The sequence below is a fragment of the Pseudomonas sp. NY15374 genome, from assembly GCF_048068255.1.
GTDB classification, from domain to species: Bacteria; Pseudomonadota; Gammaproteobacteria; order Pseudomonadales; family Pseudomonadaceae; genus Aquipseudomonas; species Aquipseudomonas machongensis.
The window spans coordinates 158,334-175,073 of sequence record NZ_JBLUPZ010000001.1 but is presented as its reverse complement, the minus strand read 5'-3'; the positions used below and the strand labels follow the sequence as shown (position 1 = coordinate 175,073).

The following is a 16,740-nucleotide window of genomic DNA, read 5'->3' as shown; positions in this document are numbered from 1 at the left end:
TTGCGCCGCGGGCTCATCCGCGGCGGTACTTGTTCATCACGTCGTAGTCCGGCTCGAAACCCAGGCCCGGGACCTGCGGTACCTTGATCAGATCGCCGCTGCGCAGCCCTTCCACATCCGCCAGCCAGGCGTCGGGCTGCACGAAGTTGTATTCCAGGGCCTGGACCGAGGCGTTGGCCGCCGCCAGGTGCAGGCTGGCGAAGAAGCCCGGGCCGAAATACGGCGAATGGGGCATCAACTGGCTACCGGCCTTGCCCGCCTGCTCGATGATGGCGAGGAATTCGGAAATGCCGCCGACCTTGGTCACGCTGGGTTGCACGATATCCACCGCGCCCGCCTGGAAGGCCTGGGCGAACTGGAACGAAGTGGTCCAGTTCTCCCCGGCGGCGATCGGCAGCGAACCACGCAGGCTGGACAGCGCGGCGAAGTCCTCCGGCGGGTACACCGGCTCCTCCACCCAGGTCAGGTTGAGGGCTTCGAGACGCTCCCGGTTGCGCTCGACGAACTCCACCGACCAGGCGCAGTTCACGTCGACGCAGATATTCTTGTCCGGCCCGGCGACCCGGCGGCAGGCCTCGATGATGTCGAGGTCGATCTCGTGCAGCTTGATACTGTTGAACCCGGCGGCGATCACCTCGCGACAGGTCATGGTCGCCAGTTCCTCGGTGCCGTAGCGCACCATGCTAGCGTAGAACGGGATCTGTTCGCGGCGGCCCTCGCCGAGCAGCTGGTAAAGCGGTTTGCCGGCGCGCTTGGCGGCCAGGTCCCATAGGGCGATATCCACCCCGCCGATGGCGAAGATGGTGATGCCGTAGCGCCCGAACATGTGGATCGAGCGCTGCATCTTCCGGTTCCACGCCGGGATGTCGTCGATGGTGCTGCCGATCAGGCTGGGCAGGATCAGGCGGTCGATGATCGCCTTGGTGGCATCCACGGTGAAGTAGCCGAACCCTTCGCCCCAGCCGACATTGCCCAGTTCGTCCTCGAGACGGATCAGTGCGAACTCCAGGCTCTTCCAGGCGGTGGGCATGATCCCGACCCCGGTACCACGCAGATGGAAGGGAATCTCGACGATGGAGACTTCAGCCTTGACGATCTTCATCAGTTTTTCCTCGGATCAGGGAGCGAACTCTTGGCGAAGAAGCCGCCGACAAAACTGGCGCCCTCCTCCTCGGTCAGGTAGGTGAACGGGCGGTACGTGGCGCTGTGGTTGCGCGGCGAGTGGTCCACCGGGCGATAGCGGCGCTCGAAGGCTTCATCGTTCTTCAGCAGCGGCTGCGGGCAATTGGAAATGCCGTAGACCACCCGGAACGGCTCGCCCTGGCCTTCCAGGCCGAGACGAATCATCTGCACCAGGTCGGCGGCGCTAACCCACAGGCGTTCACGGCGACCGTCCACCACCTGCGGGTCGGCGTTACCGATGCGGATGGCCAGGCATTCGATACCGAAGCGGTGGGCGTACAGGGCGCAGGCCGCCTCGCCGAAGGCCTTGCTCAGGCCGTAGAAACCGTCCGGAGCGATCGCGGCGCTGGCCGTCCAGGGCTCGTCGCTGACCGGGTGCAGCCCCACCGCGTGATGGCTGCTGGCAAAGATGAAGCGCCCCACACCGAACTCGCGGCAGGCCTCCAGCAGGTTGAGAACGGCGACGTAATTGGGCGCCAGGGTCGCGGCAAAGGCGATATCCGGCGACACCGCGGCAGCCAGGTGGACCACGCCCACGGTGCCGCTCACGGCGGCATTGGCGATGGCCGGATCGGCCAGGTCACCGACCAGGGCCTGCTCGCCGTCGCGCAGGTCCTCGATGGGATTCAGGTCACACAGGCGCAGGTCGTAGTCGTCGAGCAGGATCGGACGCAACAGGGTCCCGACCCGGCCCGCTGCGCCGGTAATCAGCAGCTTGGGTTTGCTCATGGCAGTGCTCGCTGTCTTGTTGTTGGAAGGCACGCCGACAGCCGCCGGCGTGCCGGGTCATCACTTGGCGGTGGGCATGCTGAACTCGGGGCCCTTGGCGATGCTGTCTGGCCAGCGCTGCATGACGCTCTTGTAGCGGGTGTAGAAGCGCAGTGCTTCTTCGCCGTAGGCGTGGTGTTCACCGAACAGCGAGCGCTTCCAGCCGCCGAAGGAATGCCAGGCCATGGGCACCGGGATCGGCACGTTGATACCGACCATGCCGACCTGGATGCTGCGGGCAAAGGCCCGGGCCACACTGCCGTCGCGGGTGAAGCAGGACACGCCGTTGCCGAACTCGTGGGCGTTGATCAGCTTCACCGCACTGGCGAAGTCCGGCACCCGGACGATACCCAGCACCGGGCCGAAGATTTCTTCCTTGTAGATAGTCATTTCCGGGGTGACCTGGTCGAACAGGGTCGCGCCGACGAAGAAGCCCTGCTCCGCCCCCGGCACCTGCAGGCCGCGACCATCGACGATCAACTTCGCCCCTTCCGTGACGCCGCTGTCGATATAGCCCTCCACCTTGCCCTTGTGCAGTGCCGTGACCAACGGGCCCATATCGGCCTGCGGGTCGACACCGTTGCGCACCCGCAGGGCATCGATACGCGGCAGCAGCCGGGCGATCAGCTCATCGGCAACATCGCCTACCGCCACGGCGATGGAGATCGCCATGCAGCGCTCGCCGGCCGAGCCGTAGGCCGCACCGATCAGCGCGTCCGCGGCCTGGTCGAGGTCGGCATCCGGCATGACGATCATATGGTTCTTGGCCCCGCCCAGGGCCTGTACCCGCTTGCCACGAGAGGTCGCCTCGCGGTGGATGTACTCGGCGATCGGCGTCGAACCCACGAAGGAAATCGCCTCGACGTCTTCATGCTGGAGCAGTGCGTCGACTGCTTCCTTGTCGCCCTGGACCACGTTGAACACACCGTCCGGCAGGCCGGCTTCCTTGAGCAGGCGGGCCATCAGCAGACTGGCCGACGGAGCGCGTTCGGAAGGCTTGAGGACGAAGGTATTACCGGTGGCCAGGGCCATCGGGATCATCCACAGCGGCACCATCACCGGGAAGTTGAATGGCGTAATGCCGGCGCACACGCCCAGGGCCTGGCGCAGGTTCCAGTTGTCGATACCGCCACCGATATTGTCGGTGAACGCGGTTTTCAATAGGTACGGCGCGCCGCAGGCGAACTCGACGATTTCGATGCCGCGAGTCACTTCGCCCATGGCGTCGGAGAGCACCTTGCCGTGCTCGGCTGTAATCAGTCGGGCCAAATCCTCATGGTGCTGGTCGAGCAGTTCCTTGAAACGGAACAGGATGCGCGAGCGACGCAGCGGCGACAGTTCCGACCAGGCCGGGAACGCCGTCCGGGCCGCAGCCACGGCTTCATTGACAGTCATCGTCGAGGCCAGCGCAACCTGCGCCTGTACCTGGCCGAGCGCCGGGTTGAATACATCGGCCTGCCGCTCGCCCTCGAACGAAACGACCTCGCCATCGATGAAATGCCCAATCGAACCGAACGTCTCGGGATGGGTAGAACTGCTGCTCATGCAATCACCTATTAAGTTACGGGTCTAGACCCCGTCGATGGAGCGCTGCCACTAGGGGTGCTGCAGCGCTTGGTTCAAATCGTCTCAGTACACTAATATATCAGTATATTTTAAGCAAGGCTTGTTGCCTCCCATCCGGATCCACAACCCTTTCCGCTTGGGAAAATGTGAACCATCAGGCTCAACGTCCTCAACGTCACACCTGCCGACTACGCAGTCCCTACCGAACCGGCACCAGCACGGCATTCAAGCGCACCGCATTGAGAAACCCCAATAAACGTGCAAAAATACGCATAATCACATTAAAACAAGATAGATCGGTGAGCCATAAATGTTGAATCAGGAGAGGCAGGATCGAATTCGTACACGTTTGTCCTTGAATGGGAGGGTCATTGCTGCAGAGCTGGCAAAGGATTTTGGAGTATCGGAAGATGCGATAAGACGCGATTTACGCGAACTGGCTCGTCTAGGTTTCTGCCGGAGGGTTTACGGCGGCGCACTCCTTCCAGCTCCAGATTTTGGCAATATTCAAGAGCGCGAGAGTGAATCAATTGATAATAAGAATCAGTTGGCGAGGCGCGTTGCAACCTATGTTAATGATGGAGCAACAATCTTTATAGATGCCAGCTCTACGAATATTGCTGTCGCCCGTGAACTTCCAAAGAATATCAAAACTACGGTCATCACTAATGCACCTGCAATCGCCGTCGCGTTAAGTGATCACGCACTTTGCAAGATCATTGTGTTGGGCGGAACCTTCAACCCAACCAAGGGTGCATGCTTAGGTTATCAGGCAATCCAAGAAGCAAAAAAAATCTATGCAGACATTTTAGTTCTTGGTGCTTGTGGGGTAGACAAGACTATAGGCATCACAGCATTCGACCCTGAAGAAGCCGAGCTCAAACGATGTCTAATAGATCAAAGCTCGCTTATAGTAGTACCTATAACTTCTAACAAAATTGGTACAGCCGCCCCATTCAAGATCTGCGAAGCCAGCGATATCGACATCTTAATTGTGGAGAACAACCTACCTCACACAGCAGTAAACGAATTTACAGCGATCGGCATCAAGGTTGAAATGACTGAATCAAGCTAACCTAAGCGGTCGAGCGAACAAAGGAAGTCTAAATTTTTGGTGCGACATGAGCAAATACTCAATCGAATGCGGAAGCACCCACAGCACTAAGCCGACTGAAGTAGAGAATTGGGCAATAGCTATTCTCTCATTGGCAGCGTTCGTCATCGTAACGACAGAGTTTATTATTGGCCTGATGCCCACCCTAGCTAGGGACTTGAGCATTTCAATTCCAATGGCCGGCCAATTGGTCACCGCATTTGCAATTACTGTAGTTTTTGCCGGACCACCGCTTACAGCAGCTTTCGCTCGTATCGAGCGGCGTTTTTTGTTCACTTGGATACTGGTTGCATTTGCGGCGAGTAATGTCGCGGTTGCGCTCGCGCCGAACTATTGGACTGTACTTATTGCAAGAATTGTCCCAGCAGCATTGTTGCCCGTATTCTGGGGTGTAGGGAGTGACGCGGCAGGAAAATTAGTCGCAAAGGAAAAAGCAGGTAAAGCCATTTCTCAAGTATATTTCGGTGTCACCTCTGCTTTGCTATTCGGTCTTCCACTGGGCACAGTGCTGGGTGATGCTTTGGTTGGCGCGGCGCTTTCTGGGCACTAACTGTGCTGTCTCTCGCAATGGCTGTTCTCTTGCGCAAGGTCATGCCCGAGCTGCTTCCCGGTCCCCAGGAGAGTTTAAAAGCGCAGATTTCCACGTTAGCAAACCGCTTCTTCCTCGCCAACCTTTTACTATCGCTAGCAGTGTTCACAGCCATATTTGGTGCCTACACCTATCTGGCAGATATGCTCGAACGGTCAGGAGGTATTGCACCGGCCGAGCTTGTTGACCTCGCCCAATCACCTTGCCCGGCAGTTCAAGGTCAGTGAGCCGAACAAGCTCTGGGGGACAGACATCATCTATATCCACACTCACGAAGAATGGCTACACCTGGCGGTAGTGCTGGACCTGTTTTCTCGTCAAGACATCGGTTGGTCAGTGAAGTCCAAGATGAGCAGTGAACTGGCTATCGAAGCGATGTTGGTCGCCGGGTGGCGGCGTAAACCCTAACAAGAAGTGATGATTCACCCCGAGAGTAAAAATGCACCGGCCAGTGGTTCCTTATGGTTTGACTGACACAGCGATAGACCGATGATGGGTGATCTGGTCGCGGAGCGTCCCGGGTGCCCGTGTCAGTCGTGTGCTACGGCTGGTGAGTACGAATAACTGCTCGCTCAGGTTTTCCTCCAATTCCCTGATTGTGCGCGATAAAGACGACTGCTCTGTATGCAGCTTTTCCGCAGCTCGGGCAAAGAGAAGCTCTTCCGCAACAGCGAGGAAGCACCGTAAGTGCCGCAGTTCCATAGTCTCCCCTCTTCCCAGTTAGTCCCTATAAGAGCCTTGGTTATTTAACAGTCCCACTCACCACAAGAACCACAGTCAAGGTAACGCTCAAAGCGTGCCAAAAGCTTATGACTTATGCCTCTGCAGGGTAGGAGCCAACAGCAACGGCAGAGCCAACAGCGTTAGAACGACAAGCATGGTGAGCCGAAGGCCGATGTGCTCGCCGATGAAGCCGAGTAGCGGAGGTCCGACAAGAAAGGCCGTGTAGCCTAGCGTGGCCAGAACCGCGATGCGCGCGGATGGATCATGTCCAACGGAGGCACCGGCTGACATCGCTACAGGAAAGCCCAGTGATGCACCGATTCCCCAAAGGAATACGCCGATACCTGCCACAGACAAGGTTGGGGCCAGAACTACTATTAGTATTCCGACTGCGCCGATAAGCGCACTGGCGCGAATTACGTTGACGGGTCCGAAACGGCTCAGCACCCCGGTTCCCAAGAACCGTCCCAATGTCATCGTCGCAGCGAAAGCGACGAACAGAAGCGAACCAATGGCTTCAGAGGTTTCGTGCGCGTCCACAATCAGCAGTGGTAGCCAGTCGTTGGCGGAGCCTTCGGCCAGCGCCACAGCCAGCACAATTGCACCGATGAGGATGAGCTTCGGATCATCCTTGATGGTCGTGATGAAGCCTCGCTTATTTGCGGAATCAGTCACGCGTGCGCCGTGTGATCCGACCACACCGTAGGCGACATAGACCAGCATCGGACACAGCAGCGCACAGACGACGAGCATGTGCGAGGTAACGGACAAGCCTTTTGCAACCAGTAGCAGACCACACACGGCACCGAGCGTCGTACCCAGGCTGAAGCAGCCGTGTACCAGCGTCAGCACGGGTCGCCCCAGCCCACGTTCCACATGCGCCCCCAACACGTTGACGGCCACTTCGGCCTGGGCCATTCCAAAACCAACCAGGCCCAAGCCAAAGCCTGTCATCCAAGCCAAAGCGAGGTGAGTACCGCTCGACAGCACGATCAGGCCCGCCAGAGCGAGCGTCATGCCAGCGCAGACTGCACGATCTGCACCAATACGGGCCACGATGTTGCCGGCCAGCAGAATCCCGCCCATCGAGCCAAGCGAGAACCCGAAAAGGATCAGACCCATCTCTGCTGTGGATGCGCTCAGAGCGTCGCGGATAGAGGGCGTGCGCACGATCCAGGAGGCCATGACAAAGCCGAGCACGAGGAAACATCCGAATAATGCCCGGCGCGTTTTGAGCAATCTTGCGTTTTCAGTATTCACATTCATTCTTGGTTGCAGGAGGCCTTAGGCCTTGCTGGTTGATCTGACGAAGCGAGCCGTTTGTTTGCCTACCAGTTCATTGGAGAGATAAGGCGCTGTCCGGCTTGCCTTTACGGCAGCCACTACCTCTGGAGGCCCACTGACCACCACTCGGCCTCCCGAATTGCCAGCCCCTGGTCCCATGTCGATGACCCAATCACACGCCGCGACCACGCGCATGTCGTGCTCGACCACCACAACTGTGTTGCCTGCCTGGACCAATCCATCGAGTTGCAGGAGCAAGCGATCGACATCCGCCGGGTGCAGTCCAGTGGTGGGCTCGTCCAGGACGTAAAGGGTGTTGCCATGCTGCAGCCGCTGCAACTCGGTGACGAGCTTGATGCGTTGCGCCTCACCCCCGCTCAACTCGGTCGCAGGCTGCCCCAGTCGCAGATAGCCCAGGCCGATGTCGTGCAACAGCATCAGTGGTCGCAGTACGGCAGGCTCATCCGAAAACACCTCGCAGGCATCCTTCACTGTGAGGTCAAGCACCTGCGCAATCGTCAGATCCTTCCACTTGATCTCAAGCGTTGCCGGGTTGTAACGAGCACCGTGGCATTCCGGGCACGGTGCGTACACGCTCGGGAGGAACAGCAACTCCACGCTCACAAAGCCTTCGCCTTCGCACTTTGGGCATCGTCCCTGTGCGACGTTGAAGGAAAAACGCCCGGGCCCATAGCGGCGCCGCTGTGCTGCAGGTGTGGCCGCGAACAGCTTGCGTACGCCGTCGAACAAGCCGGTGTAAGTTGCCAGGTTGGACCGTGGCGTGCGGCCGATGGGCTTTTGATCAACCCGAACCAGTCGTTTGATACCGACCAATCCCGCCAAGCGGCCCGCCGTCACGACGCCCGCACTATTGCTGGCAGCACCCGGATCATCGTCTTGCAGGTAGCTGAAGGATTGCGCGCTACTGGGCGAGCTATCGCCATCGTTGTGCTCGGCGTCAACCAAAGGCGTGCCGAGCTCCTGCGCTACAAGTTCGACCAGTGCATGACTGACCAGACTCGACTTCCCAGAGCCAGAAATTCCGGTCACCGCCGTCAGACACCCTGTCGGAAACGCGGCGTCCACATCTTTAAGGTTATGGCGCACAACGCCTTCAAGGCGTAGCCACTCAAGGGCATCCCGGCGAACTTGAACCTTTCTGTCGCTCTTGGCCGGGAACAGGTAGCGCGCCGTTTTGGATCGACTAACTTTCGCTAGCCCAGCAGGAGGGCCGCTATAGAGAACTTCTCCTCCATGGGCGCCAGCGTCGGGTCCGACGTCTACCAACCAGTCCGCTTCGCCCATGGTGGCCAGATCGTGCTCCACCACAAACAAGGAATTGCCAACTCTTTTGAGCCGATGCAGTGCAGCAATCAGTGCTTCGCCGTCTGCGGGGTGTAATCCTGCAGACGGTTCATCGAGTACGTACACGACGCCGAAAAGCTGTGATACCAGTTGCGTGGCCAGACGCAGGCGTTGCAGCTCGCCCGAGGACAGCGATGGCGTCGCGCGGTCGAGCGACAGATACCCAAGCCCGAGCTGTGTCATCGCGCTGATGCGCGAGATAATTTCCTGGGCTAATCGCTGGGCAGCAAGCACCTGCTCCTGGGCATATTCAGGTACGGGCTTTGTCGTCGATCCCGAGCGGCGTTTACCGCCAGCCGTGGTGGGAAGACCCGCATGAATGCTGGCTGCTGGGATCTTCTGTCCGAGCCTGCCTTCCGCCGCCGGAGTAAGGAGCACTGCCATCTCGTCGAGCGTCAACCGCCCGAGCTCAACGATGTCGAGACCCGAGAAGGTGACCGTCAAAGCCTCAGGCTTGATGCGCTTTCCACCACAAACATGGCAGTCGCTACTGGCCATGAATGCCGCGGCCCGCTCGCGCATACGCGCGCTCTTGCTGTGTGCGAAGGTGTGCAAGACATGCCGCTTCGCACTGCTGAATGTGCCCATGTAGCTTGGCGACAAACCAGTCTTTTGCGCGGCCTTGGCTTCCTCATGGCTGGCTCCGGCATACACCGGGACGGTAGGCTGCTCTTCTGTAAAAAGAATCCAGTCGCGCAATTTCTTGGGAAGCTTTCGCCATGGCACATCGACGTCGTGTCCCAGCATGACGAGGATGTCCCGCAGATTCTCCCCACCCCACGCAGTGGGCCAGGCCGCTACAGCGCGCTCGCGAATCGTCAGGCCGTCATCCGGAACCATCGACTGTTCGGTAACTTCATAGACTTTGCCCATGCCGTGGCAATGCGGGCATGCACCTTCCGGTGTGTTGGGCGAAAAGTCTTCCGCATACAGCATGGGGTGCCCCACGGGATACCGGCCCGCACGGGAGTAAAGGAGCCGCACCAAATTGGAAATGCCGCTCAGACTCCCAATAGAGGACCGAGCGGTAGGTGTACCCCGACGCTGTTGCAGCGCCACGGCGGGTGGCAGACCGTCGATAGCGTCCACATCCGGCGTACCCGCTTGGTCGATCAGCCGACGTGCATAAGGCGCAACTGATTCCAAGTAGCGACGCTGCGACTCGGCATATAAGGTGCCGAAAGCCGTGCCCCGCGAACACTTACAACCCCGTGATTTTTCGCTATTTCGTTCTTCATAATGTCGACTGATATCGTGGTTTCTTCCGAATTTGCAGGAGTGCAAAATGCTGTGCCCCGCAATGATTGCGTTGCCTCCGTATTGCGTTGCTACGCCCATTGAGGCAATAGCATCCACATCTCAGCATTTGCATACTGTGGATTCGGACGAATTGCCACAGGTGCGTTCTCCGTATTCCCTACGGCCTGGACAACGCCGCACTGCGCTTACGCTGCCCAAGACGAATCAGTTGCTCCCAGCAGCCGTAACAATATCAACCGAGCTATAACCCAGTACCAGCCTCAGTTCTAAGCTTTAGCTGGTTTCTGACTGTATACATGACCACGCATAAAGGATCAGCATTCCGCTAAATGATCAGCTCGCTTTCTTCTATCGAGAAAGCCCGCCCATACCGTCAGACCGAATGCCAAAAATACGAATATCGCAGCGATCAAAGGTGTGGATGTCAAACTTCCCCTTGCCACGATCATCCCCCCTATAGAAGCGCCTCCGGCGATCCCCAAATTGAATGCCGCGATGTTCAGCCCGGAAGCGACATCCACGGCAGACGGCACATAACGCTCGGCTTGTTTAACGGCATAAAATTGAAGACCTGGAACGTTTCCGAAGGCGACAGCACCCCATATCAGAACGGTGATGAGCATCATCCATTTGCTTGATGCAGTGAATGCCAATGCGATAAGGACAACTATCAATGCCAAGAATATCGAACGAAGCGCAGGCACCGCACCATAGCGATCTACAAGCTTTCCACCATAGAGATTTCCGACTGCAACAGACACGCCATACAAAAGCATCACGCCACTCACTGCTGCTGCCGAGAAGCCCGAGATTTCTTCAAGAATTGGCGCGAGGTAGGTAAAGGCTACGAAAGACCCTCCGTAGCCGATAGCGGTAATTGCATAGGCCAGTATCAGGCGTGGGTGCGTTAGCACGTTGGCAAGTTGCCTCAATGTTGCAGGCTTGCTACTGGGGATACTGCTAGGAACGAATAAAAGTGTTCCCAATATTGCGATTGCACCTAAAGCAGCCACAACAAGGAAGGTCGAGCGCCATCCAAACATCTGCCCAATAGAGGTTCCAATCGGCACACCAGTGACAAGCGCTACGGTCAGCCCTGTAAACATGATTGCAATAGCGCTGGCGGCTTTTTCCTTTGGCACAAGCCCTGCGGCAATGATGGTCGCGATTGAGTAAAAGACTCCGTGAGCTAATCCTGTCAAAACCCGAGCAGCGACTAATGTCTCAAAACTCGGCGATGCCCATGCCAACATGTTGCTCGCAGTGAAAATCGCCATCAATGAAATAAGCAGAATCTTCCGGTGGACCTTCCCCGTGGCCGCAGTGAGCAAAGGGGCGCCGACCGCGACGCCCATTGCATAAAGGCTGACGAGCAGGCCTGCGGATGGCAGGCTAACGCCTAGGTCCGTTGCTACGATTGGAATCAATCCCACAATGACAAATTCGGCAGTGCCGATTGCAAAAGAACATATCGTTAAGGCAAACAATGCAATTGGCATCAGATCCTCTTAAATCATCAAAAAAACAGCTCCCTGTAAAACCAAGGAAGTGGACTTTCCTAAGTCAACCCTGTCGCTATGCTTGCATTGAGGGGGCACCTACGGAGCAATTAGGCTTATTTAAATAGGCCGCCTCAATTACCAAAAATGTGATGGCAGACAAATCGAGCCTTACGCTAGTGATTCTAGTCAACCGGCGTTCTCAAGCGCTAACAGAATTAGAGACGAAAATATGGGGACTAGACACTCACCGCTAGGAAGTAGTGTCTAGTTCCGTCCGTCGATCAAGTGACCACCGAAAGTTCCAATATGCCAGTGCTTACTTTTTGGAATTAAGGCTTTCCTGAGTATTAGCCCAGCCGGTCAGATTCTCGACCAGGTTATCAACAGCCAACTCGGCCTTCTCGATAGACTCGACGACTCGCGCATCCCTAAACTCATCGAACTCGATAGCGATTGAATCGAAGTCCTTGATTCCGATATAGCGCAGAGCGGCCATTACGGCACCCTCGACATGGTTGTCAGCAGATAAACGCCCCCCTGCGTCGTAGCCATAGTCTCCGCGCGAACTTAGGAGCACAGCCCGACGACCTTGATCGGCCAAGAGCGGCCAATAAGGTACATCGCCACGAGCCAGATCAAAACCGAATGTACGACCCACGCGGATGAGGTTATCGAGCCAAGCCTTCACCTGTGTTGGCACGCCAAAGTTGTACATGGGTACACCGAGCACTATCAAATCGCTTCGCAGAAGTTCGTCAATCAATGCGTCGCTCTCAGCAAGTCGCTCAACCATCCAAGGCTCTCGCTGCTCATCTGGTGTAAATGCGGCATGAATCCACGCCGCGTCAACTTGGTCCGGAGGAGCTTTTCCAAGATCTCGGTAAACGACAGAATCTTGGGGCCGGATGCCGTGCCATTTAGACACGAAGCGCGACGTTAACCGCCTGGTGTGCGACCCGTGAGCATGCTCAGCGGAGGAGCCAGGGCGGGCGCTTCCATCCAGGAAAAGAACGTTAATCATAATTCATCTATCCCTCTCAATTGCAGGCATGGAACAGCCAATAGGCGTATGATCTGCGGGACAAAGCTTTACGACAAACGATCTTTTCTCAGTTGATAGGTGATAGAAATTCATGCATCAGCACATTTTCGGGAACATACCTCTTAGCGCGCTCCGCGCTTTTGAAGCCGCGGCACGACTGCAGAGCTTCAAGGAAGCGGCTACAGAGCTGTCGATCACTCCAACAGCAGTAAGTCATCGCATCAAACAGTTAGAGGATGCTCTTGATATCCGTTTATTCGCGCGTGAGGTACGCAGCGTCAGCCTCACCGATGCTGGCCAACTTTTGTATCCTGCTGTCCACACAGCGTTTACCGGCATCGTGAGTGCGATCGAGGAGCTGCAACGTCGAGACCGGAGGCCATCCGTTACATTAAGCACAACCTGCGGTTTTGCCGCTCGTTGGCTTTTGCCCCGTCTTCCTGCCCTCGCAGCGGCTATTCCTAACGTCGATTTGCACCTACATTCTTCTGATTCGCCAGTTCAACTCAAAGCTGGCAGTGCAGACCTTGCTATTAGATTTTGCACACCGCCCGATCCAAGTGTTGAAAGCGAGGTATTGCTTCCTGGCAGATATGTGCCAGTTTGCGCTCCCTCACTTAGTGCCGAGACTCGCGATGATTTCTCCAATATTGCGAGATTGCGTTTCCGTTCCAGTAAAAATGACGAGTGCATTCCGGATTGGCCGCAGTGGCTGGCTATATCAACTATGGCGGGACACCCGTCTGGCCCAGAGCTTGGTTTTTCTGATGAAGCTCATACCATCCAAGCCGCAATTGCCGGCCAAGGGGTTGCACTTTCAAGTGTTGCTCTTGTTGCGGATGACCTCAACGAAGGACTGCTACGCGTACCGTTCGGCCCAGCCTTGGATGGGCGTGATTTCTATCTACTCTCGGCTTTGGGTTCCTGTGAACATTCCGCCGTCGTGATGGTCAAAAATTGGCTTAGGGAAGAAGCGCGCTTATTTGTGGCCAAACATGCAAATTATTTTTCATAGGATGCCCCTAAGAATTTTCCGATCAAGTCAGCACAGGCCATCTGACCCGCGCTGAAATTGCCCTGCGTCCAACTGCCCTCTACAAGCCCACCATCCCATAAGTCAGATGAGATTTTCCGATTTCGAGTGCGCCGGGAAGCGCAATCAAACCCGTCGGGAGGTTCTTCAGGCCGAGATTGAACAGGTGGTGCCGTGGAGCGGTTTGGTGGCATTGATCGAGCCGCATTATCCAAAGGCCGGCGGTGGTCGCAAGCCGTACCCACTGGACACCATGCTGCGTATTCATCTGCTGCAGAACTGGTTCTCGCTGAGCTACTCGGCCATGGACGCGGCGCTGTATGAGATCACTTCGATGCGCGAGTTTGCTCGCCTGACGCTCAGTGCTCCGATCCTCGAAGACACGACAATCATGTCTCCCAGCACCTGCTGGAGAAGCACGAACTGGCTTCAGGGATTCTGGAAACCATCAACAATTACCTGCGAGACGAGGGTCTATCGTTGCGCAAGGGTGCCATTGTCGACGTCACCATCATCCACGCTCCCAGTTCAACCAGGAACAAGGAAGCCAAACGCGATCCCGAGATGCATCAGGCGCAGAAAGGTAATCAATATTTCTTTGGCATGAAGGCGCATATCGATGCCGACGCTGAGTCGGGCTTGGTGCACAACGTCCATGCCACAGCGGCGAATGTGGCCGATGTAACGCAGGTCGCTCCCCTGCACTATGGCGATGAAAATGCTATCTCTGCCGACGCGGATTATACCGGCGTGGAAAAGCGGCCGGAGCATGACGGCTGGCCGGTGATTTGGCAGATTTCAACTCGTCGCAGCACTTACAAGCGCTAGAACAAACGCAGCGTGCTCTACAAAGCCAGCCGCAAGATCGAGAAGATCAAAACGCGGGCGCGAGCAAAGGTCGAACACCCTTTTCGTGTGATCAAGCGCCAATTCGGCTATGTGAAAACCCGCTTCCGTGGCTTGGCCAAGAACACGGCGCAATTGACCACGCTGTTTGCCCTATCGAATCTGTGGATGGTACGCCGGCAATTATTGCCTGCTGCAGGTGAGGTGCGCCCGTGAGGGCAGATAACCGAGGCATTGACTTGGTTATCCAATAATCAGCGGTTGAAAATCGGGCCTTTCAGCACCAGTGCAAAATATAGACTAAAGCCGGATACAAAACCCACAGATGACACTTCATGACCAGCAAATCTAAGCTTAGGCTAATTTATTACAATCCAACTCGAACCTTAGCGACAAGTAGATGTCACTGACTCCGTAACCTCGAAAAACCACACCTCCTCTCATTGGGAAGAGTCATGGACGAGGTAGCGTGTTTACTTCATGGAAGAGCTGCGGGGTCCAAGCCCATGATTTCAAAAAATTTCTACCGCCCCCTTGATGCAGCCATCCTCTGGAGTAATTTGCAGGAGCACTACTCCCAGATAACTGACTTAGCACTCTATAACCCTCAAGAACTCAAAACACACTTTCCACAATGGCCTGCACTACATACTTACGTCGAAAGGATATATGATGCCATTGCGCGCCAGGAGCTGCCAGCCAGCTTCTTGGGCAAGCCTGTTGAGAGTTTCCATGAAGCTATTAAACCCTACATAACCATTCGGCACGCTGATTTCCGAATTTGGATTGATAGTTTCTATCCAGACGATATACCAATATTCCTGCTTAATAATTCTGACAAGCACGCATCGTGCATCCCGCTAGCTATTTTTTTGACACAGAAAGCGAGGCTAGACGCCACTTCAGCCGAACTCAACAGCCTGCGCCAGCATTTGATACAACTTGAGCAAGAGCTCTCAGCCTGCAGAGACATGAACAACACAAATAGAGGAGACGGCACCAATGTGAACACCTCTCGCGAAACCGATACTACCGTACTCTATATAATAATCGGATCACTTCTGGCGGTAAGCGTGGGCAAATCTGCGAGCGGACGAGTACGGTCCATCTATAAAAACCAAACCGCCATTGTCGAAGCGATCACACTGGGATTCCCTAAAACTCCAGGCCTCAGCAAGCGCACCCTTGATCGGAAATTTGCCGAAGCTCGGCGTCATTTAGATCAAGCGTCGCGGCTCTAAAGTCTCGTTGCCAGGCTATACCAGCCATTGCCTGGCAATGATTTGTATGTCCGGACCGGCTTCACTATGAGGTGACATCCCATCACACGCCACCCGGCGCTACGGAGTGACATCATGCAACCGACCAGCCCTACCCCTCGGCCTGCCGACCGCCACATCATGCGCCGCGACGAAGTTGAGCAGAAAACCGGCTTCAAACGCTCGCACATCTACAACCTGATGAAGGCTGGCCAATTCCCGCAATGCCGGCGCATCGGCACCCGCGCTGTCGGTTGGGATTCTCTGGAAATCGAACAGTGGGTTCAGGACCGACTGTCCACGGGGGACTGATCATGGACGTCCTCTCGCTGATCTCGACCAAGGGCGGCGCGGGCAAGACTACCGTCGCCGCCAACCTGGGCGGCGTGCTCGCCGATGCCGGCCTTCGCGTTCTGCTACTGGACCTGGACAGCCAACCAACGCTGTCCAGCTACTACGCCATGAGCGAGGCACGTGAGGCCGGTAGCTACGAACTTATAGCACAGCGGCTCACGGCGCCTGATCAGGTGATCTCTGCCACTGTCATCCAGCACCTCGATCTGATCATCTCCAACGACCGCGCCGGGCACATCAGTACCCTGTTGCTGCACGCGGCCGATGGCCGTTTGCGCCTGCGCAACCTGCTGCCGGCCTTTGAGGAGCATTACGATGTGCTCATCATCGACACCCAGGGCGCACGCAGCGTGGTCGTGGAGATGGTCATCCTCGCCTCCTCTTGCACGTTGTGCCCGGTCCCGCCGGAAATGCTCGCCGCTCGGGAGCTGCGCCGGGGTACGCTGGCTCTGTTCGAAGAGCTGGAACCCTACCGCTATCTCGGCGTTGACTTGCCATCGGTAAAGTTGCTGCTCAATCAGGTCAATGCCAACCGCCGCGATACGCGCTTGATCATGCGGAGCCTACAGGCCTCTTTTCAGGCCGATCCGCATGTCAGCGTCTGCAGCACGGTGATCCCCGACCGTGTGGCCTATCCCAGTGCCGCCTCGCTCGGCCTCCCCGTGCACCGAGTGGAAATGACTCCACCGTCCGGGAGCCGCAGTCCTTGCGCCGCAGAGGTCATGCGCGGCCTGGCCATCGAGCTATTCCCGCAATGGGCCCAGCAGGTCGATGCGCTCGCCGCGCGTGTGCCCGGCATTGTGACTGACGCTGGGCAACAACTGCTTCGTCGCGTCTGATCGGAGGATAAGGG

Annotated in this window: 13 protein-coding genes and 4 pseudogenes; 9 read left to right on the top strand and 8 right to left on the bottom strand. The window is 56.8% G+C overall.

What is annotated here, in order from left to right; translation table 11 throughout:
* Positions 1–13 precede the first annotated feature (13 nt).
* From ACNFHO_RS01035 to ACNFHO_RS01025, 3 genes are read right to left on the bottom strand one after another with little or no spacing between them, the layout of a single operon-like run.
* Positions 14–1,102, bottom strand: a complete 1,089-nt coding sequence (locus tag ACNFHO_RS01035) for a mandelate racemase/muconate lactonizing enzyme family protein (protein WP_019098976.1) — start codon at positions 1,100–1,102, stop codon at positions 14–16.
* Positions 1,102–1,911: an NAD-dependent epimerase/dehydratase family protein gene (locus tag ACNFHO_RS01030; protein WP_019098977.1), complete on the bottom strand. Its 810-nt coding sequence runs from the start codon at positions 1,909–1,911 to the stop codon at positions 1,102–1,104. Before ACNFHO_RS01030 ends, ACNFHO_RS01035 begins: the two co-directional genes overlap by 1 nt.
* Before the next feature lie 60 nt (positions 1,912–1,971).
* Entirely contained in the window at positions 1,972–3,495 is a 1,524-nt protein-coding gene (locus tag ACNFHO_RS01025) for a CoA-acylating methylmalonate-semialdehyde dehydrogenase (RefSeq protein WP_019098978.1), read from the bottom strand.
* 331 nt (positions 3,496–3,826) lie between these two features.
* Between ACNFHO_RS01025 and ACNFHO_RS01020 the strand changes: the two genes are divergently transcribed.
* The 4 genes and pseudogenes from ACNFHO_RS01020 to ACNFHO_RS01005 form a co-directional block, all read left to right on the top strand.
* Positions 3,827–4,591 (top strand): DeoR/GlpR family DNA-binding transcription regulator, encoded by a 765-nt coding sequence (locus ACNFHO_RS01020; protein ID WP_416764836.1) that lies wholly within the window; start codon positions 3,827–3,829, stop codon positions 4,589–4,591.
* Positions 4,592–4,637: 46 nt separating this feature from the next.
* The gene (locus tag ACNFHO_RS01015) at positions 4,638–5,180 is read left to right on the top strand and encodes an MFS transporter (protein WP_050547875.1); all 543 of its coding nucleotides are present in this window, start codon (positions 4,638–4,640) and stop codon (positions 5,178–5,180) included.
* Between the two features lie 29 nt (positions 5,181–5,209).
* Positions 5,210–5,446, top strand: a complete 237-nt coding sequence (locus tag ACNFHO_RS01010) for a hypothetical protein (protein ID WP_416765413.1) — start codon at positions 5,210–5,212, stop codon at positions 5,444–5,446.
* Positions 5,409–5,624 (top strand): annotated as a pseudogene (locus tag ACNFHO_RS01005) (DDE-type integrase/transposase/recombinase); the annotation flags it as partial. The gene ACNFHO_RS01010 and the pseudogene ACNFHO_RS01005, both read left to right, overlap by 38 nt.
* Before the next feature lie 117 nt (positions 5,625–5,741).
* On the opposite strand, the pseudogene ACNFHO_RS01000 reads toward ACNFHO_RS01005, so the two are convergent.
* From ACNFHO_RS01000 to ACNFHO_RS00980, 5 genes and pseudogenes are all read right to left on the bottom strand, one after another.
* Positions 5,742–5,921, bottom strand: a pseudogene (locus tag ACNFHO_RS01000) (LysR family transcriptional regulator); the annotation flags it as partial.
* A 105-nt stretch (positions 5,922–6,026) separates the two neighbouring features.
* On the bottom strand, positions 6,027–7,202 hold the full coding sequence (locus ACNFHO_RS00995) for an MFS transporter (RefSeq protein ID WP_416764834.1): 1,176 nt from the start codon (positions 7,200–7,202) through the stop codon (positions 6,027–6,029).
* Between the two features lie 24 nt (positions 7,203–7,226).
* Positions 7,227–9,776, bottom strand: a pseudogene (locus ACNFHO_RS00990) (excinuclease ABC subunit A); the annotation flags it as partial.
* A gap of 389 nt (positions 9,777–10,165) precedes the next feature.
* Complete coding sequence (locus tag ACNFHO_RS00985) at positions 10,166–11,350, bottom strand: MFS transporter (RefSeq protein WP_019098982.1); 1,185 nt, start codon at positions 11,348–11,350, stop codon at positions 10,166–10,168.
* A gap of 319 nt (positions 11,351–11,669) precedes the next feature.
* Complete coding sequence (locus ACNFHO_RS00980) at positions 11,670–12,374, bottom strand: FMN-dependent NADH-azoreductase (protein ID WP_026020468.1); 705 nt, start codon at positions 12,372–12,374, stop codon at positions 11,670–11,672.
* A 112-nt stretch (positions 12,375–12,486) separates the two neighbouring features.
* Between ACNFHO_RS00980 and ACNFHO_RS00975 the strand changes: the two genes are divergently transcribed.
* From ACNFHO_RS00975 to ACNFHO_RS00955, 5 genes and pseudogenes are all read left to right on the top strand, one after another.
* On the top strand, positions 12,487–13,410 hold the full coding sequence (locus ACNFHO_RS00975) for a LysR substrate-binding domain-containing protein (RefSeq protein WP_416764831.1): 924 nt from the start codon (positions 12,487–12,489) through the stop codon (positions 13,408–13,410).
* A 97-nt stretch (positions 13,411–13,507) separates the two neighbouring features.
* Positions 13,508–14,490 (top strand): annotated as a pseudogene (locus ACNFHO_RS00970) (IS5 family transposase).
* Between the two features lie 239 nt (positions 14,491–14,729).
* Complete coding sequence (locus ACNFHO_RS00965) at positions 14,730–15,515, top strand: hypothetical protein (protein WP_157223005.1); 786 nt, start codon at positions 14,730–14,732, stop codon at positions 15,513–15,515.
* Positions 15,516–15,629: 114 nt separating this feature from the next.
* The gene (locus tag ACNFHO_RS00960; RefSeq protein WP_019098988.1) at positions 15,630–15,845 is read left to right on the top strand and encodes an AlpA family transcriptional regulator; all 216 of its coding nucleotides are present in this window, start codon (positions 15,630–15,632) and stop codon (positions 15,843–15,845) included.
* A 2-nt stretch (positions 15,846–15,847) separates the two neighbouring features.
* Positions 15,848–16,726, top strand: coding sequence for a ParA family protein (locus tag ACNFHO_RS00955; RefSeq protein ID WP_019098989.1), 879 nt, complete (start codon positions 15,848–15,850; stop codon positions 16,724–16,726).
* The last annotated feature ends 14 nt before the right edge of the window (positions 16,727–16,740 follow it).